Origin of the sequence: Pseudomonas fluorescens, from assembly GCF_001307155.1 — a bacterium.
Classification (GTDB): Bacteria; Pseudomonadota; Gammaproteobacteria; order Pseudomonadales; family Pseudomonadaceae; genus Aquipseudomonas; species Aquipseudomonas helvetica.
In genome coordinates this window covers 1,080,102-1,103,307 of record NZ_CP012830.1, presented here as the reverse complement: position 1 = coordinate 1,103,307, position 23,206 = coordinate 1,080,102, and the positions used below count along the sequence as shown (strand labels likewise).

The 23,206-nt window shown below is 58.1% G+C and carries 24 protein-coding genes and 1 pseudogene; 16 read left to right on the top strand and 9 right to left on the bottom strand.

Features of this window, described 5'->3' with window-relative positions; genetic code table 11:
* Window positions 1-137 precede the first annotated feature (137 nt).
* The 5 genes and pseudogenes from AO353_RS05005 to AO353_RS04985 form a co-directional block, all read left to right on the top strand.
* Window positions 138-305, top strand: a pseudogene (locus tag AO353_RS05005) (2-isopropylmalate synthase); the annotation flags it as partial.
* Between the two features lie 62 nt (window positions 306-367).
* Entirely contained in the window at window positions 368-1,108 is a 741-nt protein-coding gene (locus tag AO353_RS05000; protein WP_054593964.1) for an AraC family transcriptional regulator, read from the top strand.
* Between the two features lie 204 nt (window positions 1,109-1,312).
* On the top strand, window positions 1,313-2,815 hold the full coding sequence (locus AO353_RS04995) for an efflux transporter outer membrane subunit (RefSeq protein ID WP_054593963.1): 1,503 nt from the start codon (window positions 1,313-1,315) through the stop codon (window positions 2,813-2,815).
* The gene (locus AO353_RS04990; RefSeq protein ID WP_054593962.1) at window positions 2,812-3,984 is read left to right on the top strand and encodes an HlyD family secretion protein; all 1,173 of its coding nucleotides are present in this window, start codon (window positions 2,812-2,814) and stop codon (window positions 3,982-3,984) included. The genes AO353_RS04995 and AO353_RS04990 overlap by 4 nt, the downstream gene beginning before the upstream one ends.
* Window positions 3,977-5,521, top strand: coding sequence for an MDR family MFS transporter (locus tag AO353_RS04985; RefSeq protein WP_054593961.1), 1,545 nt, complete (start codon window positions 3,977-3,979; stop codon window positions 5,519-5,521). Before AO353_RS04990 ends, AO353_RS04985 begins: the two co-directional genes overlap by 8 nt.
* A 215-nt stretch (window positions 5,522-5,736) precedes the next feature.
* On the opposite strand, the gene AO353_RS04980 is transcribed toward AO353_RS04985, so the two are convergent.
* From AO353_RS04980 to AO353_RS04950, 7 genes are all read right to left on the bottom strand, one after another.
* Window positions 5,737-6,123: a cupin domain-containing protein gene (locus AO353_RS04980; RefSeq protein ID WP_054593960.1), complete on the bottom strand. Its 387-nt coding sequence runs from the start codon at window positions 6,121-6,123 to the stop codon at window positions 5,737-5,739.
* A gap of 32 nt (window positions 6,124-6,155) precedes the next feature.
* A complete protein-coding gene (locus tag AO353_RS04975; protein ID WP_054598174.1) occupies window positions 6,156-7,019 on the bottom strand; it encodes an AraC family transcriptional regulator in 864 nt (287 codons plus the stop codon).
* Window positions 7,020-7,753: 734 nt separating this feature from the next.
* Entirely contained in the window at window positions 7,754-8,050 is a 297-nt protein-coding gene (locus tag AO353_RS04970; protein ID WP_054593959.1) for a DUF1244 domain-containing protein, read from the bottom strand.
* 68 nt (window positions 8,051-8,118) lie between these two features.
* Window positions 8,119-8,490: a dihydroneopterin triphosphate 2'-epimerase gene (gene folX / locus AO353_RS04965; RefSeq protein WP_054593958.1), complete on the bottom strand. Its 372-nt coding sequence runs from the start codon at window positions 8,488-8,490 to the stop codon at window positions 8,119-8,121.
* A gap of 2 nt (window positions 8,491-8,492) precedes the next feature.
* Complete coding sequence (folE, locus tag AO353_RS04960) at window positions 8,493-9,053, bottom strand: GTP cyclohydrolase I FolE (RefSeq protein ID WP_054593957.1); 561 nt, start codon at window positions 9,051-9,053, stop codon at window positions 8,493-8,495.
* A 23-nt stretch (window positions 9,054-9,076) separates the two neighbouring features.
* Window positions 9,077-9,787: a dihydromonapterin reductase gene (folM, locus tag AO353_RS04955; RefSeq protein ID WP_054593956.1), complete on the bottom strand. Its 711-nt coding sequence runs from the start codon at window positions 9,785-9,787 to the stop codon at window positions 9,077-9,079.
* 170 nt (window positions 9,788-9,957) lie between these two features.
* Window positions 9,958-10,527 carry an antibiotic biosynthesis monooxygenase gene (locus AO353_RS04950; RefSeq protein ID WP_054593955.1) on the bottom strand — a complete coding sequence of 190 codons (570 nt, stop codon included), beginning with the start codon at window positions 10,525-10,527 and terminating at the stop codon, window positions 9,958-9,960.
* Between the two features lie 206 nt (window positions 10,528-10,733).
* On the opposite strand from AO353_RS04950, the gene AO353_RS04945 reads away from it, so the two are divergent.
* Window positions 10,734-11,684, top strand: coding sequence for a MerR family transcriptional regulator (locus AO353_RS04945; protein ID WP_054593954.1), 951 nt, complete (start codon window positions 10,734-10,736; stop codon window positions 11,682-11,684).
* A 3-nt stretch (window positions 11,685-11,687) separates the two neighbouring features.
* On the opposite strand, the gene AO353_RS04940 is transcribed toward AO353_RS04945, so the two are convergent.
* Window positions 11,688-12,293, bottom strand: coding sequence for a hypothetical protein (locus AO353_RS04940; protein WP_054593953.1), 606 nt, complete (start codon window positions 12,291-12,293; stop codon window positions 11,688-11,690).
* A 54-nt stretch (window positions 12,294-12,347) separates the two neighbouring features.
* Window positions 12,348-12,821: a PAS domain-containing protein gene (locus tag AO353_RS04935; RefSeq protein WP_054593952.1), complete on the bottom strand. Its 474-nt coding sequence runs from the start codon at window positions 12,819-12,821 to the stop codon at window positions 12,348-12,350.
* Window positions 12,822-12,974: 153 nt separating this feature from the next.
* Here AO353_RS04935 and AO353_RS04930 point away from each other — a divergent pair, with 153 nt between their 5' ends.
* From AO353_RS04930 to AO353_RS04885, 10 genes are all read left to right on the top strand, one after another.
* Window positions 12,975-13,430, top strand: a complete 456-nt coding sequence (locus tag AO353_RS04930) for a flavodoxin (RefSeq protein ID WP_054593951.1) — start codon at window positions 12,975-12,977, stop codon at window positions 13,428-13,430.
* 195 nt (window positions 13,431-13,625) lie between these two features.
* Complete coding sequence (locus AO353_RS04925) at window positions 13,626-14,408, top strand: class II aldolase/adducin family protein (RefSeq protein WP_054593950.1); 783 nt, start codon at window positions 13,626-13,628, stop codon at window positions 14,406-14,408.
* Window positions 14,408-15,310, top strand: a complete 903-nt coding sequence (locus AO353_RS04920) for an alpha/beta fold hydrolase (RefSeq protein WP_054593949.1) — start codon at window positions 14,408-14,410, stop codon at window positions 15,308-15,310. Before AO353_RS04925 ends, AO353_RS04920 begins: the two co-directional genes overlap by 1 nt.
* Window positions 15,311-15,509: 199 nt before the next feature.
* Entirely contained in the window at window positions 15,510-16,085 is a 576-nt protein-coding gene (locus AO353_RS04915) for an RNA polymerase sigma factor (protein ID WP_173860022.1), read from the top strand.
* A complete protein-coding gene (locus AO353_RS04910; protein WP_054593947.1) occupies window positions 16,082-17,071 on the top strand; it encodes a FecR family protein in 990 nt (329 codons plus the stop codon). The genes AO353_RS04915 and AO353_RS04910 overlap by 4 nt, the downstream gene beginning before the upstream one ends.
* Before the next feature lie 178 nt (window positions 17,072-17,249).
* The gene (locus tag AO353_RS04905) at window positions 17,250-17,657 is read left to right on the top strand and encodes an ExbD/TolR family protein (protein ID WP_054593946.1); all 408 of its coding nucleotides are present in this window, start codon (window positions 17,250-17,252) and stop codon (window positions 17,655-17,657) included.
* Window positions 17,658-17,661: 4 nt separating this feature from the next.
* Window positions 17,662-18,411, top strand: coding sequence for an energy transducer TonB family protein (locus AO353_RS04900; RefSeq protein ID WP_054593945.1), 750 nt, complete (start codon window positions 17,662-17,664; stop codon window positions 18,409-18,411).
* A gap of 58 nt (window positions 18,412-18,469) precedes the next feature.
* Entirely contained in the window at window positions 18,470-20,713 is a 2,244-nt protein-coding gene (locus tag AO353_RS04895; RefSeq protein WP_054593944.1) for a TonB-dependent receptor family protein, read from the top strand.
* A 35-nt stretch (window positions 20,714-20,748) separates the two neighbouring features.
* Window positions 20,749-21,393, top strand: a complete 645-nt coding sequence (locus tag AO353_RS04890; RefSeq protein ID WP_054593943.1) for a MotA/TolQ/ExbB proton channel family protein — start codon at window positions 20,749-20,751, stop codon at window positions 21,391-21,393.
* A gap of 38 nt (window positions 21,394-21,431) precedes the next feature.
* The gene (locus tag AO353_RS04885) at window positions 21,432-23,132 is read left to right on the top strand and encodes a bifunctional metallophosphatase/5'-nucleotidase (protein ID WP_054593942.1); all 1,701 of its coding nucleotides are present in this window, start codon (window positions 21,432-21,434) and stop codon (window positions 23,130-23,132) included.
* Window positions 23,133-23,206: the final 74 nt, after the last annotated feature.

Sequence of the window (23,206 nt, the reverse complement as noted above, 5' to 3'; positions counted from 1 at the left end):
TTGTGATTTTTTTGATGTTCTGAGTGTGAGAACACAATTTGTGTCAAACCATGTTCGTTTAGTATTTGATCCAGTGATCGATGGCGGCAGGTGCCGAGCCTGCCGTCAGACGGACTGTTCTAAAAAGGAGAAGCGCTATGATGCTCAAGGACCCTTCCAGCAAATATCGACATTTCACCACGGTAGACCTGCCAGACCGCGCATGGCCCGGCAACGTCCAGTCAGTTGCGCCTACGTGGTGCAGCGTCGATATGCGCGACGGCAATCAGGCCTTGATTGAGCCAATGAATGCCGAACGCAAGCGCTGTCAATCGTGCGTCGCACCTTGGGCTGCTCAGCGTAATGAACGTTGCAGTGCCTTGCTGACATGACTGCGCGTACAGCCCTGGCGACGCTCGCCGGTAACTACGGTCATGGGGACATAGTGGCTTCGCATCGGCATGCCGAAGGGCAGTTGGTGTACGCCATCAGTGGCGTGATGCTGGTCTCGGTCTCCGGGACGACTTGGGTGGTGCCTTCCGGTCATGCGCTGTGGGTACCCTCGGGTATGGAGCACGAGATTCGCATGACTGGCGAGGTACGCATGCGCACCTTGCTGATTACGCCTGGCGCCCACGACGTTCTGACGCAAGAGTGTCAAGTCATCAAGGTTTCGCCGCTGCTGCGTGAGCTGATCGTAGCGGCTGGCGATCAGTCCGACGATAAAGGTGCTTTGGCGCGCCATGCACAGATTGTCGAGCTGATCTTCTCGGAGCTCGACAGGGCACAGAAGGTGCTGGCTCATGTACCGATCCCTACCGAGCCTCGGCTCAAGTTGCTGTGCGCCGGCTTCATCGATAATCCATCTCAGGACTCGAAGCTGGAGAGTTGGGCTGAACAGCTCAACATGAGCTCTCGCACCCTGGCTCGCCTGTTCCAGAAAGAACTGGGCATGAGCTATGGGGAGTGGCGCAAGCGCACCCGGTTGCTTCTCTGCCTGCAGCGGTTGGCTTCTGGCGTGTCGATTCTGGATGTGGCACTGGAACATGGTTACCAAAGCCCCAGCGCATTCGCCGCCATGTTCAAGCGCACCATGGGCTTCACTCCGAGCCACTGCCGTTCGGCGTAGCTTCCTCCTGTAGTCAGCAATCCTTACAGAGCATGGCTCACTTTATGTGGGCCATGCTTGCGCTTGCCTGCGGCTCGGGAGCTCTCAAGGCGGTCGCGAAGGGCATGTTGTCTCAATCGAAACGACAGTTGTCTGGAACTCGGGAGAAGCGCAGACCTGCGCTCTCATAACCTGCATCCCTACTCAGAACTCTGGATTTCTGCGATGCGTTCGCCCTTTTTTACCGCGTGGCACGGCCGTCTTTCGCTTGTGGGCATGGCCTCTATTGTCTTGGCTGGCTGTGCCGCATGGACGACTCATCAGCCGGCGCAGCCGCACCCGGAGCGCATCAATGCCCTGAGCCACCTGCCCCAAGGCGTTTCAGCCCAGGCGTTGCCCGAACGTTGGTGGCAGTTGTACAACGATCCGAAACTCGATGCGCTGGTGCAGCAGGCGCTGGAGCACAACCGAGATCTGGCGGCCGCCCAGGCCCACGTTCAATCGATGCTGGCCGGGATCATGCAGGCCGATGCCGAGCGCTGGCCGTCCACTCAAGCGTCACTGGGAGCCGCCTATGGCAAAACTACCGATGACCAGACACTCGCCAAGGCCACCGACAGCCACGCCCCGTCTCAATGGGCGTTCAATCCCGGCTTCGAATTGGCGTATCAAGTTGATATCTGGGGCCAGGTTCAGCACGCCATCGAGCGAGCTCAGGTTCAGGCCGCTGCCGCACAGGATGCTGAAGACTTGTTGCGCATCACGATCGTGGCGCAAACCACCCGGGCCTATGTGAATGCTTGTGTCTTGGGCGCACGGGCCAAGGTCGAGCGCCATTCACTGGAAGTGGTTGGTCAAAGTCTGGCGTTGATTGACCGTCAGCGTCAGGCCGGTGTGGTGACTGATTTTGAATATGTTCGGATGCAGGCGTTGCAGGGGGAAACCCTGGCCCTTCTGCCAATGCTGGAGGCGCGTCGGCAAGCAGCGCTGTACGAACTGGCGATGTTGACCGGTGTGGCCGATCTGGAGCAGGACTCTGGCGCGGCGACCTGTGAAGTGGTGCCGAAGCTCAATGCTGCGCTTCCCGTGGGGGATGGCTGGCAACTGCTGGCGCGTCGCCCTGATATTCGCCAGGCCGAGCGAGTGCTGCAAGCGGCTTCGCTGCAGGTGGATATTGTTCAGGCCGATCTGTACCCGAAGGTGACCTTTGGCGCTTCGGTGTCCTCATCCAGCCACACACCCCATGAGCTGGGAGACAGCAGCGCGGTGATGTTTGGTATCGGTCCGCTGATTTCCTGGCAGTTTCCCAACTGGCGAGTCAATCGCGCACGGGTCAACCAGGCCCGGGCACTCGAGCAGGTCGACGTGGCGCAATTCGAGGCCAGTGTGCTCAAGGCCCTCAAGGAAGTGCGTCAGGCCTTGGCTTTGTATGACGGAGAGCGGCAGCGCCACGCAGCCTTGAGTCAGGCGCTGGACAGCAGTCGCCAGGCCTACAAGTTGGCCCAGCTCAATTACAACGCCGGGTCTATCGACTTCCTTGACGTGCTGGACAGTGAGCGCGAGCTGATTCGCTTGCAGGCCACGCGCGCCGATGCAGATGGCCGTTTGCTGCAGCGCCAGATCGCTCTATTTAGCGCCCTCGGCGGCGGTTGGCAGTCGTCTTCCTCTGATATCCCGGTCGATGCGCCTTCTCACGCTCCCCTCACCTTTTCCGGTACCCAGCCATGAATATCGCCGTTGATGATAAAACCGCTTTCCAGCATGAGCATGAGAGTGTGATCCAGCAGCTCATGCATGAGCGTAAGCAGCGTCGCAAAAGAACTCTGATCCTGCTGGGAGGTGGCGCGGTGTTGGTCGGGGCGGTGGCGTTCGGCATGTATTGGATGACAGTCGGCCGTTACCTGGAGCAGACCGATGATGCGTATGTGCGTGCTGATTGGATTCCCATCAGCCCCCGGATTTCCGGATACGTGGCTCAAGTGCTGGTGGAGGATGATCAGCCCGTCAAGCGCGGGGATGTGCTTGTGCGCATCGAGGATAGAGACTATCTGGCGCGGCTGGAACAGGCGCGCGCCGAATTGGCTGAAACTGAAGCATCGGTGGCAGCGCAGCAGGCCAACCTGCAAGTCACCGACAGCCTGATCGCCCAGCAGAAGGCCGGCCTTACCCAAGCTGACGCTCGCCTGCGCAGCGCGCATGCCGAGCGGCGTCGCGCGAGCCTCGATGAGCAACGCTACGAAGGCTTGGTCCGCGAACACGCCGCCAGTGCCCAGCGTTTGGAAAGTGCAGCCGCCAGCTACGCCCAGGCCAATGCCGCGGTGGACATTTCCCAGGCGATGCAGCGTCAGCAAGATACTCGGTTGAATGTCGCCATTACCCGGCGTCAAATGGCTGAAGCCTCACTCAAGCAAAAGATCGCCCGGCGCAGCCAGGCTCAGGCTCAGTTGAGCCTGGCGACTAACGCTTTGGAGGATACGTTGATCCGCTCGCCGATCGACGGTGTCGTGGGGCAGCGCAAGGTGCGTACTCGCCAATATGTGGCGCCGGGGTTGCCGCTGCTGGCGGTGGTGCCAACGCAGCAGGCCTACGTGGTGGCCAACTACAAGGAAACCCAGCTGCGCGACATGCGCGCCGGACAAGCGGTTGATATCAGTGTCGACAGCTATTCGGGGCGCAAGCTCAAGGGCCACGTAGTCAGTTTCTCGCCGGGTTCGGGTGCGATGTTTGCCTTGCTGCCCTCGGACAACGCCACCGGTAACTTCACCAAGATCGTGCAGCGTTTTCCCGTGAAGATTGTGATTGATCAGCACGATGACGGCGGCCCCATTCTGCCGGGCATGTCCGTGATCACGACCGTCGACACCCACCCAGCCGGGCAGGGCGATTCGCATGACTGACGCCGAAGAGAAAGCGGTTTCCTTTCGCGCATGGGTTGCGGTGATCGGAGGGCTGTTCGGTTGTTTCATGGCAGGCATGAACGTCCATGTGACGAGCGCGGCGCTGCCGGAAATCGAAGGCTCATTGGGGGCGACCTTCGAGGAGGGGTCCTGGATTTCCACTGCTTACCTGGTCGCAGAAATCGTGATGATCCCGCTGACCGCCTGGCTGGTGCAGGTATTCTCCCTGCGTCGCGTGATGCTTGTGGGCTCATGTGTATTTCTAGTGGCATCCATTGCCTGTTCCTGGGCACCGAACCTTGAGGTGATGATTATTATTCGGGTGATTCAGGGGGCTGCCGGCGCGGTGCTGATTCCCTTGTCATTTCAGTTGATCATCACCGAGCTGCCGCCCAGCAGGATTGCGATGGGCATGGCGTTGTTCGCCCTGTCCAACAGCGTTGCCCAGGCGGCCGGGCCGTCCATCGGCGGCTGGCTGACCGACGCCTATTCCTGGCGCTGGATCTTCTATCTACAGCTGGCTCCGGGCATTCTTTTGCTGCTGGCGGTGGCGTGGTCAATCGACGCGAAACCCATGCAATTGAGCTTGCTCAAGCGCGGCGACTGGGGCGGTATTACCGCCATGATCGTCGGCTTGGGCGGATTGCAGATTGTCCTTGAAGAAGGCGGCCGCAAGGATTGGTTCGGCTCTGACTTTATTGTCTGGATGTCGGTGATAGCCGGCGTGGCACTGTTGTACTTCGTACTGTCACAGCTGTACGGCAGCCGTTCCTTTATCAACCTGCGCTTGCTCAAAAGCTACAACTTCGGGGTGGCCAGCGCGGCAATGTTCATTTTCGGCGGAGCTACCTTCGGCCTCGTGTTCCTGGTCCCCAACTACCTTTCCCAACTGCAGGGGTATAACGCCAGAGAAATTGGCATCAGTCTGATTGCCTACGGCATGGTGCAACTGGTGCTGGCGCCGTTCATGCCGCGCCTGATGAAGTGGCTGAACCCTAAAGTCATGGTCGCCTGCGGGTTTTTCATCATGGCCTTGGGTTGCTATCTCGGTGCGCACCTGAACGTCGACAGCGCGGCCAACGTGATCATTCCTTCCACCGTGGTGCGGGGCATCGGACAGCCCCTGATCATGGTGGCTCTCTCGGTACTGGCGGTTTCCGGGTTGGCCAAAAGTGAAGCAGGCTCCGCTTCTGCATTGTTCTCCATGTTGCGCAACCTCGGCGGTGCCGTAGGCACTGCAGGGCTGACGCAGGTCGTCGCTCTGCGCGAACGCTTTCATTCCGAGCGGGTAGGAGAGTCCATCACCTTATTTTCCCCTTCCCTTCAGGAGCGCCTGCGCATTGGCATGGCGGACAGCGAGGCGTTCGTATTCAACCAGCTTTTGCCCGCTCAACAACAAGTGATCGAGGGCCTGATTCACACCGTGCGCCGTGAGGCGTACCTGATGGCGTACAGCGATGCGTTTTATGTGTCCTGTATTGCCCTGACCCTGTGTGGGTTGGCAGCGCTGGTGTTACGGCAACAACCGAAGGACTGAAAAAAATCGCAGCGGTATGACTGACCCACATAGGTAACAAAACGGTTCAAGCACATAGGTAACAGTTTTTAACTGGCCCTGGATCATCCACTGCGGTTACCCAAAAACGTTTTTACGCAGCCGGGGCTGAAAATCGCCATTCGCTGCACAAGACTGGCAAAGATCTTCTGTGAAAGGCGAGCGCCGTCAAACCCAGGCGAGACGGCGCCAGCTATTTAGATCCAAATGTCGTTGTTGGCCGTGCGCTCTCCACCTTCATGGCCCGTATTCAGTATCCCACGAGGTTCGATCATCATCAGTCTTGCCTCACCTTCTGCGGCTGTTCTGTGCTCCACTCCTCGTGGCACGACATACAACTCGCCTGGACCTACGTATACGCAGCCATGGGGTAGGTCGATACGCAGCTTTCCCTCGATCACGAGAAATGCCTCGTCGGTCTCAGGGTGGGAATGCCAAATGAACTCGCCTTCGATGCGCACGACCTTGAACTGGTAGTCGTTCATTTCGGCGACGACCCGCGGGCTCCATTGCTGATCTATGAGCGAGGCTTTGTGCGCGAGGTTAATGGCTTGCAAGTTCGGTTCGTTATGGGCGTGGTGCATGACGGATCCTCTATCAAACGGGAGTCGTCAGCCTAGCGAAGGAGCGCTGAGGCATTCTTGTACGATCCTGCAAGTTGACGGTGTGCTCGGATGCGTTCTAGCCAAGACGATGGGGGGACGCCATAACAACGAGTGAAGTGCCGTGTCATATGGCTCTGGTCATGGAAGCCGGCCGCAAGAGCGGCATCCACCAGCGTGAATCCATCCAGGATCAATGCGCGGAATTGATCCAGACGACGCAAGGTCACGAACCGGTAAGGACTGGTGCCATACAAGACCCTGAAGTCTCGGGAGAGGCTCCAGCGTTCGCGCCCGCTAATGTGCTCAAGCATCTCCAGGGTAATGCTCAGGTGAAGATGAGCCATGATGAATTCCCTTGCCCGCTCGGTAGCCCGGTAATCCAGGCGCTTGCGCCCGCGCGGTTTACCTGCGACCGCCCGTAATGCAGTTGCCAGATCAAACAGTGCGTCCTGTTCTTCCAGCGCGTCGAGAGGATGATCCATTGCCTGCACAAAAGATTCACTGGCCTGATACAGGCGAGGGTCGTTCGACAGCCCGCCGACAATGTATGGCAATGGTTCACCACCCAGTACTTGCTGAATCAGGGCCGGATCAACATAGGCCATACGATAGCGGAAACCCGCCTCTGTTCCCGCCATGCCGTCATGCAGTTCATCCGGGTGCAGTATTAGCGTGTTTCCCGGCAAACCGTGGCGCAGTGCGCCCTTGTAGTGAAAACTCTGCACGCCCGAGAGTGTTCGACCAATGGAGTAGGTATCGTGGCGGTGCGGATCGTAGCCATGACCGCCGAACCAGGCTTCGATTCGCTCAACTCGCCCTGGTTGAGCGTTTCGCACGACCCAGTCGGTGGCTGGTGCCAGTTCGGTTCGATCCATGAATTCGGCACCCAAGAGGACGACGGTATCTCTGCTCGGTGAATGAGCGTTATAAAATCACTATACCTGCGACCAAGGGTTGGTGTCAGGGGCCTCTTGCCAGCCAGAGTGTTGAAACGCATCCGCGAACGATTGGCGCTGGGCTTTCGATAGCGGTGTTTCGCCCGTTGTCTTTCGGTTGCTGTTCGGGAAAGGGCTGCGTGGGAAGGTGGCTGCGTCACCAGTGATGATCAGGATAGTCAGACCACGCCGGCCGAGCGCCTGAAGCACGGACTTTGTACAGTCATGGATGCGTCTCCGGGAGGTAGTAGCCCCCCTTGGTCAGCCATGTGGCCGAGATAGCCGTTGATCAGTTCGTTGATCAAATGCTCTTGGCCTCGCCACGGTCAACGTCGCGCCAATCGATGTCATGCGCCTGGAGGAAGCTGAAGAAGTCTTACAGAGCACGGCCAGTACTTGGCCAGGACTTCATTGACCCTATGACCCCGTGCAGAAGGTAGCGAAGGAACACCACTTTCCATCGTGTCCCAAAGCAGGATCGGAAAGCCGCTATACGGACGCCCGGCAATCACCAGATCTTCGGTAGCCCAAACAAGCTCCATCAGCCAGCCCGACTCTGATGAATCGAAAATCCTTATCGAATAGAGTCAGAGTCAGAGGCTTAAGCCATAGCGTCTGAAGCTGTTTAACTCCTTGTTTGTAAAGCTAACCTGTTACCAACGACTGGCAAGTGCCTAATCATGGGTTTTTCCTTTGGCGAACGCCGCTTGCTGGTCGGCGCTGGCTTCTTGCTGGTATTGGGCTTTCCACTCGGCGTACGGCATGCCGTAAACCACTTCGCGGGCGTCATCGAGGCTGACCTCGATCTGGCGTTCGTCGGCGGCGGCCTTGTACCACTTGGACAGGCAGTTGCGGCAGAAACCCGAAAGGTTCATCAGGTCGATGTTCTGCACATCCTTGCGACTGTCCAGGTGCGCGACCAGTCGGCGGAAGGCAGCAGCTTCAAGTTCCAGGCGTTGTTGTTCGGTCATGATGGGCTCGGTGCTATCAAATCGTGGCGCGGATAATAAAAGCCTGGCGGTTTATGCGCCAGGCACGGTCAGCGACTCGCGGCGAGGGTAATCGATACCGACTCGGCGAAACGCAGGGCGTGGGGTTTGTCGACTTCGACTTCGGCGTAAAGCACGCTTTGGTTGGCCATGATCAGATCGAGTATCTCCTGGGTCAGGCGTTCGAGCAGGGCGAACCGGTTGCCTTCCACATGGGCGATGATCGCCTTGGTAATGGTGCGGTAATTGAGCGCATGATCGATATCGTTGTCGCGCACGGCGTCTTGCGCGGCATAGAGGATGGTCAGGTTGATCAGCACATCCTGCTTGTTGAGGATTTCGTCCTCATTGATTCCGATGAAGGTCCGTAGACACAGGTCCTTGACCCGAATGCGGGCCATTCCTGGTTGAAGTTGTGGCATTGCTACTTGCTCCGTCCAATCAATTGCAGGAACTCCTGACGGGTGTTGCTCGACTCGCGGAAGGCGCCGAGCATCACCGAGGTGTTCATGGTCGAATTCTGTTTCTCGACGCCGCGCATCATCATGCACATGTGCTGGGCTTCGATCACTACCGCAACACCGGCGGCCTGGGTGACGCGCTGCACCGCCTCGGCGATTTCCCGGGTGAGGTTTTCCTGGATCTGCAAGCGCCGGGCGAACATGTCGACGATTCGCGCGATCTTCGACAGGCCCAACACCTTGCCGGTAGGAATATAAGCCACATGGGCCTTGCCGATGAAGGGCAGCAGGTGATGTTCGCAGAGCGAGTAGAGCTCGATGTCGTCGACGATCACCATTTCATCGTTGTCAGAGGCGAACAGCGCGCCATTGACGATCTCGTCGACGCTCTGCTCGTAACCATGACACAGGTACTGCATGGCCTTGGCCGCTCGGGCCGGAGTGTCCAGCAAACCTTCGCGTTCAGGGTCTTCGCCCAAGCCTATTAAGATTTCACGATAATTCTGGGGCAGCGATAGGGTCATGGAACATCCTCGCGGGGGGCGGCCTATTTGACGTGCCGTCCGCCGTTGACGGTCAGGGTCGTGCCGGTGACATAAGGGTTGTCCAGCAAGTAGCGCAGGCTCTGGTAGACAACCTCGCTGCCGGGTTCGATACCCAGCGCAGACTTGGCCAGGGCCTTGGCGCGGTACGCCGCGTCGTCGTCGGGGTTAAACAGTAGCAGGGCTGGCGCGATACCGTTGACCTTGATTTTCGGGGCGAATTTCGCCGCGAAGGACAAGGTCAGGCTGTCGAGCCCGGCTTTGGTGGCGCAGTAGGCAATGTGCTTGCTGCTGCCCTTGCGCGTGACATCGTCGCTGATATGCACGATGTCGGCGGGGCTGGAGCGCTCCAGCAAGTCGGCACAATGCAGGTTGATCAGATAGGGCGCAAGCATGTGCACGCTGAACATCTGGGTGAACGCAGCCACTTCGGTGTCAGGGGTTTCGGCCAGCCAGGCAGAAGCGTTATGCACAATCGCCCGCAAGCTCTGGGTATGGGCTTTGAGTTGCGTGATAAACGCCAGGATTCCGGCCTCGCTGGAGAAGTCGGCAAACAGTGTAATCGCGCCTAGGTCGCGCAGTGTTTGCACGCCCGGGCGTTCGCTGCGGTAGCTGATGATCACGCGGTGACCTTCTTCCAGCAGCCGCTGCGCGCAGTGCAGGCCGACACGTTGGCTGGCGCCGGTAATGAGGATCGGAGCTGAGGAAGAGGTCATGGATGGCTCGCATCGCGGGTATGGCAAAACTATACCAGCGACGAGTGCTGCATACCTACGTCAAGCGCTACCCCTGTAGGAGCAAGGCTTACCCGCGATGAAGGCGACCTGGTCTATCTGTTACAACGAGTTATCGTTTATCGCGGGCAAGCCTTGCTCCTACAGGAGGGCTAGCGATTCTGGGTGGACGGTGCCGTGGGCAATGGCCGCCCCTGTGTGTTGTTCAACCAGCCGGCCAGCAGGTGGGTCGACAGCGGGATGAAGAAGTAGACCATCAAAGGCGTCAGGGCCAGGGTGCTGACGAACACTCGGGGCAGCAGGCTTATGTCGCCCAGCAGCGGGCCGAGTACAAAGTTGAACAGTAGCGAGACCGGGAAAAATGCCAGCCAGATCGCCACGGCCTGTTTCCAGCGAGGTGGACGTTGCCCGACTGCACCGAACCAACCGTCGATGCCGCTGACCCGATGCTCGGAAGGGTGGGCAAACAACTCGCTGCCACGTGCCAGCCACGCCGTGCGCGAGACGGAATGCTCCCACGCATGCAGGGTTTGCTCATCGGCGAAGCGGAAAATAATCTGGAATTCGTCATCGCCGGGCGGCGGTGCAAGCACGCCAGAGCCGAGATAACCAGGAAAATCAGTGGCCAGTTGTTCGCCTTCGCGCAACCAGGCGATCAGGTCCTGATAACGCCCGTTGGCAACGCGACGTGCAACCATCAGGGTGACGGGTGAGGTAGACATTGTGTATCTCCGTAGGACAAGCACGCGGTTCCGGGTAGGAGGCGTACAAAACGCAGCACCGGGGTAAAGGGCTGCGTTTAAAAGCAAGCAAGGATTATTCCCGATTTCACTCGATACTCCAAAGATGTTGGTCGAATAAGCCCCTCTTGAATGTAGAAGACCGATCAGGGCTAAATGGGATCCAATCTGACACGGACGTCCTAGTAATGGCTATTACGGCTATGCCTCACCCGCCTCCGCTCTTGATAAAGCAGGAGCAGCTGTTCCCTATTCGTGAAGTGTCACGCCTGACGGGCGTCAATCCGGTGACCTTGCGTGCCTGGGAGCGGCGCTATGGTTTGATTCAACCAGCACGCACCGAAAGTGGGCATCGGCTGTACTCCATGACCGATATTGAACGGGTTCAGAGCATTCTTGGCTGGATCGGACGGGGTGTGGCAGTCAGCAAGGTGGGCAGGATTCTGGCGAAGATCAGCGAAGTCCAAGCATCGCCCAGTATCATTGCGGACGAGTCAGTTCAGGCTGACTATGTTCAATGGCAAACACAGATCAAAGCGGCGCTCAATCATTTCGACGATGTGGAATTGGGCCGGATTTATGGGCAGGTATTTTCCACGTATTCCCTGACCGTGGTGTTCCAGCACATTTTGATGCCGCTGTGGATACAGTTACTCCAGCAACACGATCTGTTCGGAGAAACCAGCGAGTGGGTGATGCTGGACGGGTTTCTACGTACCAGGGTTCTTCAGCGTTTATTTTTGTTGCGGGGGACGCAGCCGTTGCGGGTAGTCGTTTCTGCTATTGATGGGCAGTGCCGCAAGCTTGAGTTGCTCTTGGCGGCTTTGTATATGGGCAGTGTGCAGGTGGGAATCAGGCTGTTGGCACTGGGGCAGCCCTTTGATGAACTGACTCTGGTCTGTGAAAAGATCAAGCCGCACGCGCTGGTGCTGTTCTCCAATCAATCGCCTACACCTGACTTTATCCGTCGTCTGAATCGCTTGGCGATGGGCCTGGATTGCCGTCTGATGCTCGCTGGTGATTCGGCGGATCTGGCACAGGAGAGCCTGGTCGGATCGTCGATTGGCTGTATTGGAAGTGAAGGGGGACTGATGCAGCAACGTTTGCAGCAGTTCCTCGCGGGAACGCTCGATACCTGAGGCTCAGATGTGCAGCGCGGGATGTGTCAGGCGATGCTGCTGGAGAATGTACTGACGCAGGCGTTCGGTTTCATCCTTGTCGCTTTGGTTGAGCCGATAGGCGTAATAGCCCTGTTCGGTTTCTCGCTCGAAAGCCCCGCGCAATGCAATGCGTTCGTAGCCTGAAGGGCTGAACCACAGTGCGAAACTTTTCGGTGGCTTGGTACGGTTGCGTACCTCCAGCAAGACTCCCTTGAACGACACTTCGTGCACCCATAGCGTGCCGGGTTGGCCTTTGGCGTTCTCCAGGGCTACGGGTTCTTCAAGCGCCAGGCGCCAGGGGCGAACCATCGGTCCGTCCTCGTAGATGCTCGGTACGCCCAGGCGCAAATGCAGCGCATGAAACTCATCCTCCACCAGGTGCAGAGGAAAGGTCATTTGCTGATTTTCGAAGTGTGCCTGGATGGTGACCTGCTCGTTGGCCGCCAGGCGTGTCAATAAATCGCGGATTTGCGAGCCCCCATTCACCAGCAGGCTCGACGTCGCATCGCGAACATTGAGCTGCGGGTTGTGCTGCATGGTCTGGATGAAATCCAGTTCATCCTGAGTCAGGAGGGTATCGCGATGCATGGTTCGCTCGAAAGAAGTAATTACAAAGTCACTGGTGATTGTAGTTAATGACCATTAATTCGACAGCTGGTTTTGACCGTTTGTCGCTTTGAGTGCCTGTAGTTCCGCTTGAACTTCGGCTAGTTGGGCTTCCAGTTGGTTAACCCGTTGTTGCGTCTTGACCTGAAGGGTGACGTCTTTCTGCACGCCGATAAAGTAAGTCTGCTTGTCATTTTCGTTGTAGACGGTTGAAAGCGACAGCTCATTCCAGAAGTGTGTGCCGTCCTTGCGATAGTTGTGCAGTATTTCCCGGCAGGATTTTCCAACCTTCAACGTTTCACGGATCAGGCTGAGTGCAGCCTGGTCGCGGTCCCCGGACTGGAGAAAGCGACAGTCCTGATACAGGATTTCTTCAGCGCTATAGCCGGTCAGTTTTTCGAAGGCGGGGTTAACGTAGATCAGGATGTTGTCTTCGCCTTCCCTTTCCGCGATGACGATTCCATCGTTCGAAGCGTTGATTGCCAATTGCATCAGTTGGGCATTGATCATCAGAGAATCCTTTCTGCATCGAATGACGAGATGCATTCTATGACATGGCTGTGGACTGTCCACTGGCCACCAGACCTAATTGCGAGGCAATCGCAGCTTTTTTGCCTCAGCTGTTAATATCCGGGTCTTTTACTCTGCTTCAGGATCAGATTGATGAAAGTCGCCATTCTTTCCGGCTCGGTGTACGGCACGGCTGAAGAAGTCGCCCGGCATGCGGCCAACCTTCTCAAGGCTGCAGGTTTTGAAACCTGGCACAACCCGCGTGCAACCCTGGCCGATGTCCAGGCGTTCGCTCCCGAAGCCTTCCTGGTCGTAACCTCGACCACGGGTATGGGCGAGTTGCCGGACAACCTGCAACCGCTGTATTCGATGATTCGCGATCAACTGCCCGCTGCCTGGCGCGGTTTGCCGGGAGCGGTGATTGGCCTGGGGGATGCCAGCTACGGCGATACTTTCTGTGGTGGCGGTGAACAAATGCGTGAGCTGCTCGGTGAATTGGGCGTGCGCGAAGTGCTGCCCATGCTGCGCCTGGACGCCAGCGAAAGCGTGACCCCGGAAACTGACGCCGAACCTTGGTTGGCGGAACTGATCAGCGCGCTACGCGGCTGACCGCACACATGCACCTGTTTGCGACGCCGCTAATGATCCGGGTGTTGTGACATCGCTCACGTCTTTTAGCGGCCGAAGGCTTGCTGACTCGTTGGGTCAGTAAGCTGGCTGCGAATGCAACTACACGAACCCCGACAGCTGACTAGACTGCATTTACCCCTACGAAATTAATAATAAGAACCAGAGGTCCTTGCCGTGAGCGTAACCCCCGTTCAATCGACATCCGATGTGCAAGACCGGGTTAGCGCCGCCGAGTGGCAAACCCGTGTCGATCTGGCGGCCTGCTATCGGCTGGTGGCGCTGCAGGGGTGGGACGATCTGATCTTTACCCACATCTCCGCCAAAGTGCCGGGGACTGAAGATTTTTTGATCAATCCGTTCGGAATGATGTTTCACGAAATGACCGCGTCGAGCCTGGTGAAAGTCGATCAGGCCGGCAACAAGCTGATGGACAGCCCCTACGAAATCAATCCCGCCGGATACACCATTCACAGCGCCGTGCATGAAGTGCGTCACGACGTGGTGTGCGTGCTGCATACCCACACGGCGGCCGGTGTGGCGGTTTCCGCGCAGAAGCAGGGCGTATTGCCCATCAGCCAGCAATCACTGTTTGTGCTCTCCAGCCTGGCGTATCACGCCTATGAAGGTGTCGCACTCAACCACGACGAAAAGGCGCGCCTGCAAGCCGACCTCGGTGAAAACAGTTTTCTGATGTTGCACAACCACGGGCTACTGACCTGTGGCAGCAGCATTGCCGATACCTTCTTGATGATGTTCACCTTCCAGCGTGCTTGCGAGATCCAGGTGCTGGCGCAGAACGGCGGGGCTGAACTGATTGCCATCGAACCGCAGATCCTTGCAGGCGCCAAGGCGATGATTGCCGGCGTGACCAAAAGTGCTCAAGGGATGGGCGGCGCGCTGGCCTGGCCGGCGCTGCTGCGTAAACTCGATCAACAAGCTCCGGGTTTCAGACTCTAATGCCACTCTCCGAGATCCCTCTGTGCGTCTGGCGCAAACGCGGACAGAGCTTTGTGTTCCGTGGCCAGACCATTCGCTATTGGGTGGCCGGGCAAGGTGAGCCCTTGTTGCTGATCCATGGATTCCCCACCGCCAGTTGGGACTGGCATTACCTTTGGCAACCCTTGACCCAGCGGTATCGGGTGATCGCCTGCGACATGCTCGGTTTTGGTGACTCGGCCAAGCCACTGGACCATGAATATTGCCTGTTGGAGCAGGCCGATTTGCAGCAGGCACTGCTGGACTATCTGGGTGTCCGGCAGCCTGTGCACCTGCTGGCGCATGATTACGGTGACAGCGTGGCTCAGGAGTTGTTGGCCCGACATAATGAGGCGCGTGTCGAGATTGGCAGTTGTGTGTTCCTCAACGGTGGCCTGTTTCCCGAAACCCATCAGCCGGTGTTGATGCAAAAACTGTTGCTCAGTCCGTTGGGCTGGATGATCGGACGGGCGTTCAGTCGGGATGGGCTGGTCAAGAGTTTCCGGCAGATCTTTGGTCCCCGGACCCGTCCAAGTGAAAGCGAGCTGGATGATTTCTGGAGCCTGATCGACAACAACCGTGGCACGCGGATCATGCACAAGCTGATCAACTATATCCCGCAACGCCGCATACAGCGGGACAGGTGGGTCAAGGCCATGCAAGCGGGCACCGTTGCGATGCGGGTGATCGATGGCGAAGTCGACCCGGTGTCCGGCGCCCACATGGTCGAACGCTACCGCCAGTTGATCCCCAATCCGGACACGGTATTGCTACACGGAATTGGTCATTACCCGCAAATCGAGGCGCCGATCCAGGTGCTCAAGCACTACCTGGCGTTTCGTGACCAGCTGGATCCCCCCGCGTTGAAAACCGCCTGTTCCTGACCCCGCGTATCGACCCTTGTTGTCACCCATCACACGGGAGCAGCCTGGTTCCCGTGTCGCAAATCACTGCATTCGCCAATCAGCTCAGACCGACTGAGTAGCGGGCTCTGATCAGAGTCTTTTGCACATGAGAATATTTATCATTAATATTGGCGCACCGTTGACCCTGCGTAGGGCATGGACCACGTTGAGTCGGCCTTTGATGATCAATACTCCACCCGAATCCCAGAACATCGACGGCTCCGACAGCCCGGACAGTCGCGCGTATTTTCTGAGGGTATTCTTGTCCCAGCGGCCGCAAATGGAAGCGTTGGTCAGTCGGCGCGTGGGCTGTCGGGCGACGGCTGCCGATCTGGTGCAGGACCTGTTTCTACGTTTCTGGCGTCGACCATTGGTGCAAGTCGAAGAACTCAGCACGTACCTGTTGCGCTGCGCCGGCAACATTGCTATCGACCATCTACGCAGCGAAGGTGCGCGGGTGCGACTCAACGAAGGCTGGCTGCCGGAGCAACAGCACAACCTCAGCGTCGAGCCGCAAGCGGCGCTGGAAGCTGGCAATGACCTGCGTCATGTCGAGGCGGCGTTGCGCGGTTTGCCCGAACGTACCCGGCAGATTTTTCTGCTCAACCGCATCCACGGGCGCAAGTACGCCGAAATCGCCAAGGCCATGGGGCTTTCCCAAAGTGCCGTGGAAAAACATATGATGCGCGCCCTCGAAGCCTGCAAGGCCAGTCTGCGAGAACCTGAATCACGCACGCCAGGGACAGCCCCGTGAATCACACCGTCAATGTCACTCCGACGCCGGCTCAGGAGCAGGTCGCGCTGGCCTGGCTGAGCCTGTTGCAGGATCAGCCGAGCAGCGGCGATCACGCCACGTTCGGTCGCTGGTTGCAGGCCGATCCGGCGCATGCCGAAGCCTACGCCCGGGCGCAAGTGGTCTGGGAAATGAGCGAAGCACCGGCTCGTACCCTGGCCGACGAAGACGCCTTTGCCCTGCAGGGTTATCTCAATGCGATGCAGCGCTCCAGACGTTCCGGCGTGCGGCGCTGGTCTGGCGGTTTGGCCATGGCCGCCTGCTTGCTGCTGATGGTTTCGATAGGCGCCGGCTGGCAGCCCTCGCGTTGGTTCGATGATTTAACGGCGGACTACGTCTCGGCACCGGGTGAAGTGCGCAACGTGACCTTGGCCGATCAATCCCGAGTCATCCTCGATGCCGACAGCGCCATTGCCGTGGATTTCAGCCACGGTGAGCGGCATGTTCGGCTGCGCCGCGGTGCAGCCTTTTTCAACGTGAGCCATACCGGCGAGCCCTTTGTGGTCGATGCCGAAAAAGGCGAGGCGCGGGTGCTCGGCACGCAGTTCGAAGTGCGCTTGCAACCGGCGGGCGTGCAGGTGACGGTACTTTCTGGACGCGTCGGTGTGACGCCGACCAAGGGCGCCGAGCAGCAGGTGCTGACGGCCGGCCAGCAAGTGGCTTATGGCGCTGGCAGCGCAGCAAAACTCCACGCCGTCGACAGTGAAGCGCAACTGGCCTGGCGTCAGGGCTGGCTCAATTACTACAAGTCACCCTTGGCCGATGTGGTGAAAGACCTCGACCGCTATTACCCGGGGCGGATCGTGGTGCTCAACGACGACCTGGCCGCGCGACGGATCAGTGGCAGCTTTCCGAGCAAAGACCCGCAAGCGGTGCTCGATTCCCTGCAAGGGGTGTTGGGGTTCGAGCAGCACAGCCTGTTGGGACGGGTGATTATTCTGCGCTGAGGGTGAGGGCGATATCGAGCCCTCACGATGCGTCATCCAATGGTCATCTCAATAGTCCCTTTCTGTAACCAAAACGATACAACTCCCGAGGATGATCTTCGCATTCCTGAGCAAATGGTCAGGAACCGCCGGAGGGCACATTCATCGTTCAGATGATTGAATAACAGGGAGAGGTGCGATGCGCAGTTGGGATGTTACCCACAAGAAAAAAGCTCACATCGAGATCATTCCGATGATCGACGTGATGATGTTTCTGTTGGTGTTCTTCGTATTGATCAGCCTGAACGTGATTCCGGCCGTGGGCATCAAGACCCAGTTGCCGGTCGCCAGTCAGGCACAACAACTCAAGCCACAAAACAAAGCCATCATTACTCTTGGCCTCGACGAGCGCTTGCAACTCGACGGTCAGGACATCAACGAAAGTACCTTGCTAGCGCAACTTAAAGTGCTGAATAACGGCGCCGAGAAGTTGGTCATTATCATCAACAGCGATCAGGGCGTTGAAGTCAAACGCCTGGTGTCGGTGATGGATTTGCTCAAGGGCAATGGCTTCTCCTCCGTTTCTATTGCTACGCGCAAGACCTGACGCCATGTTCAGTCTTTATAAAGCTCGCCAATGGATCGCGTGCCTGCTGCCGGCTTGCCTGGTGGTTATCGTGATCTACACCAGCCAGTTGCAGAGTTTGCAGATCAAACCGGTGTATGACGACAGCACGGTAGAAATCGCGCTGATGGATGCGGCCGAGTTGCTGGCCGCCGTCGAACCCACGCCCGAGCCTCCACCCCCGGAACCCGAGACACCGCTGGTCGAGCCCGAAGTAGTGGAGCCGGTGGTCATCGAACCGCCTAAACCAAAGCCTGTGGTGAAACCCCGGCCGCCAGCGCCAAAACCGGTAGTGGTCAAGCAAGCACCAGCGCCTGCCGCCACCGCAGCCATAGCGAAAAGCACTGCGCCGGTACCGGCTCCGGTGATCACGACCGCCGCGCCAAAACCCGCCACAACCGTTGCAACAGCGGCCGCGGAGCCGAGCAATGCAGCGCTGGAAAGTGTGTACACCACCGCGCTGCGCAACGAACTGGAAAAGCACAAGCAATACCCCAGCAGCCGCGAAGCGTCACTGCAACGCCCGCATGGCGATGTGGTGATCTGGCTGGAAGTCGATCGCGCCGGCAACGTGTTGAACAGTGGTATCGAAAGCAAGGCACCGAACATGTTGCTCAATCGGGCGGCGCAAACCAGTTTGCGTCGGGTGGAGAAAGTCTCGCCATTTCCCTCTGATGCGTTTTCCGGCAAAGACAAACAGCGGTTTACCGCGACCTTTAGTTACAACCTTGAATAGTTTCAACCTGGAATAACCCGCCATCCACTAACAGATAGATGTATGTAAGGGATTACCCGTGAAGATCAATAAACTCTATGCCCTGCTATTAGCATCGGGCCTGGGCGGCTTTGCGCCGCAGGTACTGGCTGATGACTCGGTAGATGTCGGCGCGGTGAATGTGACCGGCAAACAAACCCTGGGCAACGGCCATATGATCAAGGAAGAAAGTGCCAAATCGCGCTCCACCGTGACCAAAGAAGCCATGGACGAAATGGCGCCCACGGCCAACGCCCTGGACAAGCTCAAGTACACACCGGGGATCAACGTTTCCAGCACCGATGCCACCGGACTGAGCGGCACCAGTTTCACTATGCGCGGGATGAACTCCGATCAGGTCGGTCTTTCTTCCGACGGATTCCCGATCAATGATTCGGGTGACTACAACATTTACCCGAACCTGCTTGGCGATCCGGAAAACCTCGCCGAAGTGTTTGTCACTCAGGGCTCCGCCGAGGCTGACGGTCCGCACATCGGCTCCAGTGGCGGTAATATCGGTCTGGTGACGATTCGCCCGGAGAAAGATCCCGGCGTCTTCGTCAAACAGGCCCTGGGTTCAAACAACCTGCACAAGACCTTCGCGCGGATCAACACCGGTGATCTGGGCGGCTTCAAGACCTGGGTTTCGGCGTCGCATACAGAGGGCGACAAATGGCGGGGCAAGGGCTCATTGCTGGCTGACAAGGTGGAATGGAACACCTTGTTCGAGGACGGCAATGGCAACTCGACCAACGCCATCGTCAAATACAACCGGCAGGAAAACTACAACTACAACACCCTGAGCAAAGCCCAGTTCGAGAACCAGGGGCGACGACTGGATTACGCCGAAAACACCGTATACAACAAGGCCGGCCAGGTGTTGCAGTCCTTCAAGCTCAATCGCAATCCCTTTGAAAGCGTGACGTCTTCGGTCACTCAGCGCTTTCAACTGCGCGATGACCTGAGCCTGACATTCAACCCGTATTACGTCTGGTCCAGCGGCGGCAGCTACAGCAGCCAGACCTCCACGGCACTCTCCAGCACCTCGGACAAGGCCGGTAACTTTGACCTCACAGGGCTGGGTGCCAATACCTACTACCGACCGTCCTGGACCGAGACCTGGCGCCCCGGCATGACCAGCAAACTCAAATGGGACATCAACGATGAGCACAGCCTGGACGTTGGCTACTGGTACGAACGCGCTCGCCAACGCCAGACCCAGCCGTATATCGCGATCGATCCCGGTGGCAGTCCGGTGGATATATGGGGCGACTACGGTGCGTCCAATCAATTGGTCGACCGAAACGGCAAGACCGTTCAGGGCCGCCATCAATACACCGTGACCCCGGCACAAAAACTGTGGATTCAGGACACCTGGCTCGCCACGCCGGACCTGACGTTGACCGGTGCACTGGCGTATCAGTACGTCGAGCGTGAAGGCGACAACCTTGGCAGCCTGACCGACAAGCCGGAAAAGAAGGACGCCCGCTACCACGAGTTCCTGCCCAGCTTCAGCGCCAAGTACCAGATCGATGCGCGCAACCAGACGTTCTATAACGTCACCCGCAACATGCGCACCCCACCCAATTACGTGCTGTACAACAAGGGCGACTCCATCAGCCTGAAACCCGAGTTGAGCTGGAACCAGGAGTTGGGTTGGCGTTACAGCGAAGAGGCCATGGCGCTCAGTGCGAGCCTGTTCTACATCACCTTCAAGGATCGGCAGCTGTCGACTACCGACCTCAATGGCGACTTTGTCGTGGCCAACGTCGGTGAGGTGACCAACAAAGGCCTGGAGCTGGAGTGGAGTGGTTTACTGCCGCACAACTTTAACTATTACGCCTCGTACACCTACACCCGTTCCGAGCAGCAGGACGACTTCAAGAACAAGGGCGTGTTGCTGCCAACCTCCGGCAAGCAGCTGACCAACGTGCCGCAAAACATGCTCAACCTCAGCCTGGGTTATGACGACAACCGCTTCTACGGCAACGTCGCGGGCAAGTACGTGGGCAGTTACTACGGCGATTTGACCAACGACGAGAAGATCGCCGGGCGCACTGTGGTCGACCTCAATGCCGGCGTGTACCTGCCAGTCGATAAGAAGGTGTTCAAGAAGGCGACCCTGCGCTTCTCGATGCTCAACGTATTCGACAAGGAATACCTGGCCTCGGTGCGCACCGTGTCGTTCAACTCGCAACCCACCAATGGCCTGGCCCCAAGTACCGCGTACTACAACGTCGGCGAAGAACGCACGGCCGTGGTTTCGCTGGAAGCGGCTTTCTGATTTCGCTGAATTCGTTCTGACCCGAGGGTTTACCGATGGACATGAATCTGCTGCACGACATTACCTTCTACACCCTGTACGGCGCGGCTGCGATTGCCGCTTTCATCGCCGTCGAACGCGGAATTTACTTCAGCTTCAGCCTGCGGCAGGCGAAAAAACTCGAAGCAGTGCTAAACCCGACCATGCACGCTGTCGAGGACCTTCCCGCCGCGTTGTGCCAGCGCAACAGCCTGCCACTGGAAATGCTTGAAACGCTGTTTGCGCACAAACAAGGGCTGGCGACGCACAAGGATCTGGAAGACCTCAGTGAGTCGATCTACATTTCTACCCGCAGCAAGCTGATGCACGGTTTGTGGTTGCTCGAAACCGTGGTTACCGCAGCGCCATTGCTGGGGTTGCTGGGGACGATTCTGGGGATCATCGACACCTTCAAGGCATTGGCCGAGACCGGCGTTTCGGACCCCGGTGAAGTCTCCAAAGGCATTGGGACTGCGCTGTACGCCACGGCGCTTGGGATCGCCGTCGCGTTGGGCAGCATGATTTTCCACAACCACTTCCAGGACCGGGTCGAGCGTATTACCGACCACCTGAAAATCCTCCTGCTGCGTGCAGGGATGGGGACTACGCTAAAACAGGTTGAAGTGCCGCAAGCGATACACGGCCAACTGCAATCGGCCTGATCTCCTGCGGATTTCGATTAGCGAACAAGGATGACCCCATGACACATCATTCCCTGCCAAGGCTGCTCAGTGCCGTCGCCCTGGCTATCGCCGCGCTGGGCGGTTGCGCCCATGTTCAGCCACCAGCCCAACCGGTTGCCGTGAACATCGTGGCGCTCAACGACCTGCACGGTTACTTGCAGGCCAACCCGTATTCGGTTCGTGACAGCGCGGCCGCTGACGGTGTGCGCATGCTCAAGGCCGGGGGCATTGCGACCCTCGGCGGGATGCTGACGCAACTGCGCAAGGACGATCCACAGCTGTTGTTCATCGGTGCCGGTGACCTGGTGGGTGGCAGTCCACCGCTGTCGGCGATGTGGGCCGACGAACCGACGCTCGAAGCGCTGCGGTCCATGGACATGAAACTCAGCGCCATCGGCAATCATGAGCTGGACAACGGCAAGGCAGAGTTCCTGCGCCAGCTCAATGGTGGCTGCAAATCGACTCGTCCGACCAAGGCCTGTCAGTTTCGCGCCCGCTATCCCGGCAGCGGTTTCCCGTACCTGGCGGCGAACCTGATCGACACCGATACCGGCAAAACCCTGTTGCCGCCGTACCGTATCGAAGAGGTCAAAGGCCAGAAAATCGCCTTTGTCGGCGCGGTGCTGCGCGATGTTGCCTCCGTGGTCAGCGCCAAGGGCCTGCAGGGTTTGCGTACCGAGGACGAAGCCGAGTCGATCAATCGGCTGATCCCGGAACTCAACCGCCAGGGCGTCAATGCGATTGTCGCGGTGGTGCACCAGGGCGGCTCAACCCCCGAACCCTACGACAAACAGGACTGCAGCCAACTGAGAGGCGATATCGTTGATGTGGCCAAGCGACTCGATCCGGCGGTCGATGTGTTGATCTCCGGGCATTCCCATCAAGGTTATCTGTGCAAGGTCGGTCCTCTGCTGGTGACTCAGGGCAGTTCGTATGGGCATCTGATGACCCGCCTGACGCTCGATGTGACTCCTGGTCAGCATCGGGTCACGGGTATTCACGCAACTAATCTGTTGGCCGATCCGACGCAGTATCCAGCCGATCCACAGATGCTTGCCTTGCAGCGGGAAGTTGAAGTACGCAGCAATAACGTGCTGCTCAAACCGGTCGGCGCTATCGCGGCTTCACCGATCACTCGACGTGCCAATGCGGCGGGGGAGACGCCGTTGGGAGACTTGATCGCCGATGCTCAATTGGCGGCAGGCGCCACACATGGTGCGCAAATCGCTTTCATGAACAACGGTGGCATTCGTGGCGACCTGGCCCTGGAGCCTGGTCTCAAACGCCTGAATTATGGGCAGGTGGCGACGGTGCAGCCGTTTAACAACACCCTGATCGCCTTCGACCTGAACGGTCGGCAACTCGAACAATTGCTCAATCAGCAATGGAAGGCCGGAGGCAGTTTTGATGCGCTGCAGGTTTCCAGGGGCTTCAGCTATCGCTGGGATTCCACGCGCCCGCTGGACAGTCGGGTGATTCCAGGCAGTGTTCGTCTCAACGGTAAGCCAGTGCAGCCTGAGCGCAACTATCGACTGGTGGTGAACGGCTTTCTGGCCGACGGTGGCGATCGCTTCAGTCTTTTCAAACAGGGCATCAACCGTAGCGATTTGGAAGTGACGGACCTGGATAGCCTGATCAATTACTTGCACCGCATGGATCAACAAGGCAAACCCGTTGGTTCTGCGAAGAGTGCAGGGCGCATCGTGAAGGTGAAATAGCGCGGCATGTCTGGTTGTGTAAGGGGCTTTGAAACTATTTTCAATTTTCATGTGAGGTAAACCCGAGTGACATT

Bases quoted from the DNA above. Each gene is read 5' to 3' on its own strand.
- AO353_RS04945 (WP_054593954.1), top strand. From the start codon at position 10,734: ATGGCTATTACGGCTATGCCTCACCCGCCTCCGCTCTTGATAAAGCAG.
- AO353_RS04885 (WP_054593942.1), top strand. From the start codon at position 21,432: ATGACACATCATTCCCTGCCAAGGCTGCTCAGTGCCGTCGCCCTGGCT.
- AO353_RS04905 (WP_054593946.1), top strand. From the start codon at position 17,250: ATGCGCAGTTGGGATGTTACCCACAAGAAAAAAGCTCACATCGAGATC.
- folX (WP_054593958.1), bottom strand. From the start codon at position 8,490: ATGCCACAACTTCAACCAGGAATGGCCCGCATTCGGGTCAAGGACCTG.
- AO353_RS04940 (WP_054593953.1), bottom strand. From the start codon at position 12,293: ATGCATCGCGATACCCTCCTGACTCAGGATGAACTGGATTTCATCCAG.
- AO353_RS04935 (WP_054593952.1), bottom strand. From the start codon at position 12,821: ATGATCAATGCCCAACTGATGCAATTGGCAATCAACGCTTCGAACGAT.
- AO353_RS04985 (WP_054593961.1), top strand. From the start codon at position 3,977: ATGACTGACGCCGAAGAGAAAGCGGTTTCCTTTCGCGCATGGGTTGCG.
- AO353_RS04890 (WP_054593943.1), top strand. From the start codon at position 20,749: ATGGACATGAATCTGCTGCACGACATTACCTTCTACACCCTGTACGGC.
- AO353_RS04995 (WP_054593963.1), top strand. From the start codon at position 1,313: ATGCGTTCGCCCTTTTTTACCGCGTGGCACGGCCGTCTTTCGCTTGTG.
- folE (WP_054593957.1), bottom strand. From the start codon at position 9,053: ATGACCCTATCGCTGCCCCAGAATTATCGTGAAATCTTAATAGGCTTG.
- AO353_RS04990 (WP_054593962.1), top strand. From the start codon at position 2,812: ATGAATATCGCCGTTGATGATAAAACCGCTTTCCAGCATGAGCATGAG.
- AO353_RS04950 (WP_054593955.1), bottom strand. From the start codon at position 10,527: ATGTCTACCTCACCCGTCACCCTGATGGTTGCACGTCGCGTTGCCAAC.
- folM (WP_054593956.1), bottom strand. From the start codon at position 9,787: ATGACCTCTTCCTCAGCTCCGATCCTCATTACCGGCGCCAGCCAACGT.
- AO353_RS05000 (WP_054593964.1), top strand. From the start codon at position 368: ATGACTGCGCGTACAGCCCTGGCGACGCTCGCCGGTAACTACGGTCAT.
- AO353_RS04930 (WP_054593951.1), top strand. From the start codon at position 12,975: ATGAAAGTCGCCATTCTTTCCGGCTCGGTGTACGGCACGGCTGAAGAA.
- AO353_RS04980 (WP_054593960.1), bottom strand. From the start codon at position 6,123: ATGCACCACGCCCATAACGAACCGAACTTGCAAGCCATTAACCTCGCG.
- AO353_RS04975 (WP_054598174.1), bottom strand. From the start codon at position 7,019: ATGGATCGAACCGAACTGGCACCAGCCACCGACTGGGTCGTGCGAAAC.
- AO353_RS04900 (WP_054593945.1), top strand. From the start codon at position 17,662: ATGTTCAGTCTTTATAAAGCTCGCCAATGGATCGCGTGCCTGCTGCCG.
- AO353_RS04970 (WP_054593959.1), bottom strand. From the start codon at position 8,050: ATGACCGAACAACAACGCCTGGAACTTGAAGCTGCTGCCTTCCGCCGA.
- AO353_RS04920 (WP_054593949.1), top strand. From the start codon at position 14,408: ATGCCACTCTCCGAGATCCCTCTGTGCGTCTGGCGCAAACGCGGACAG.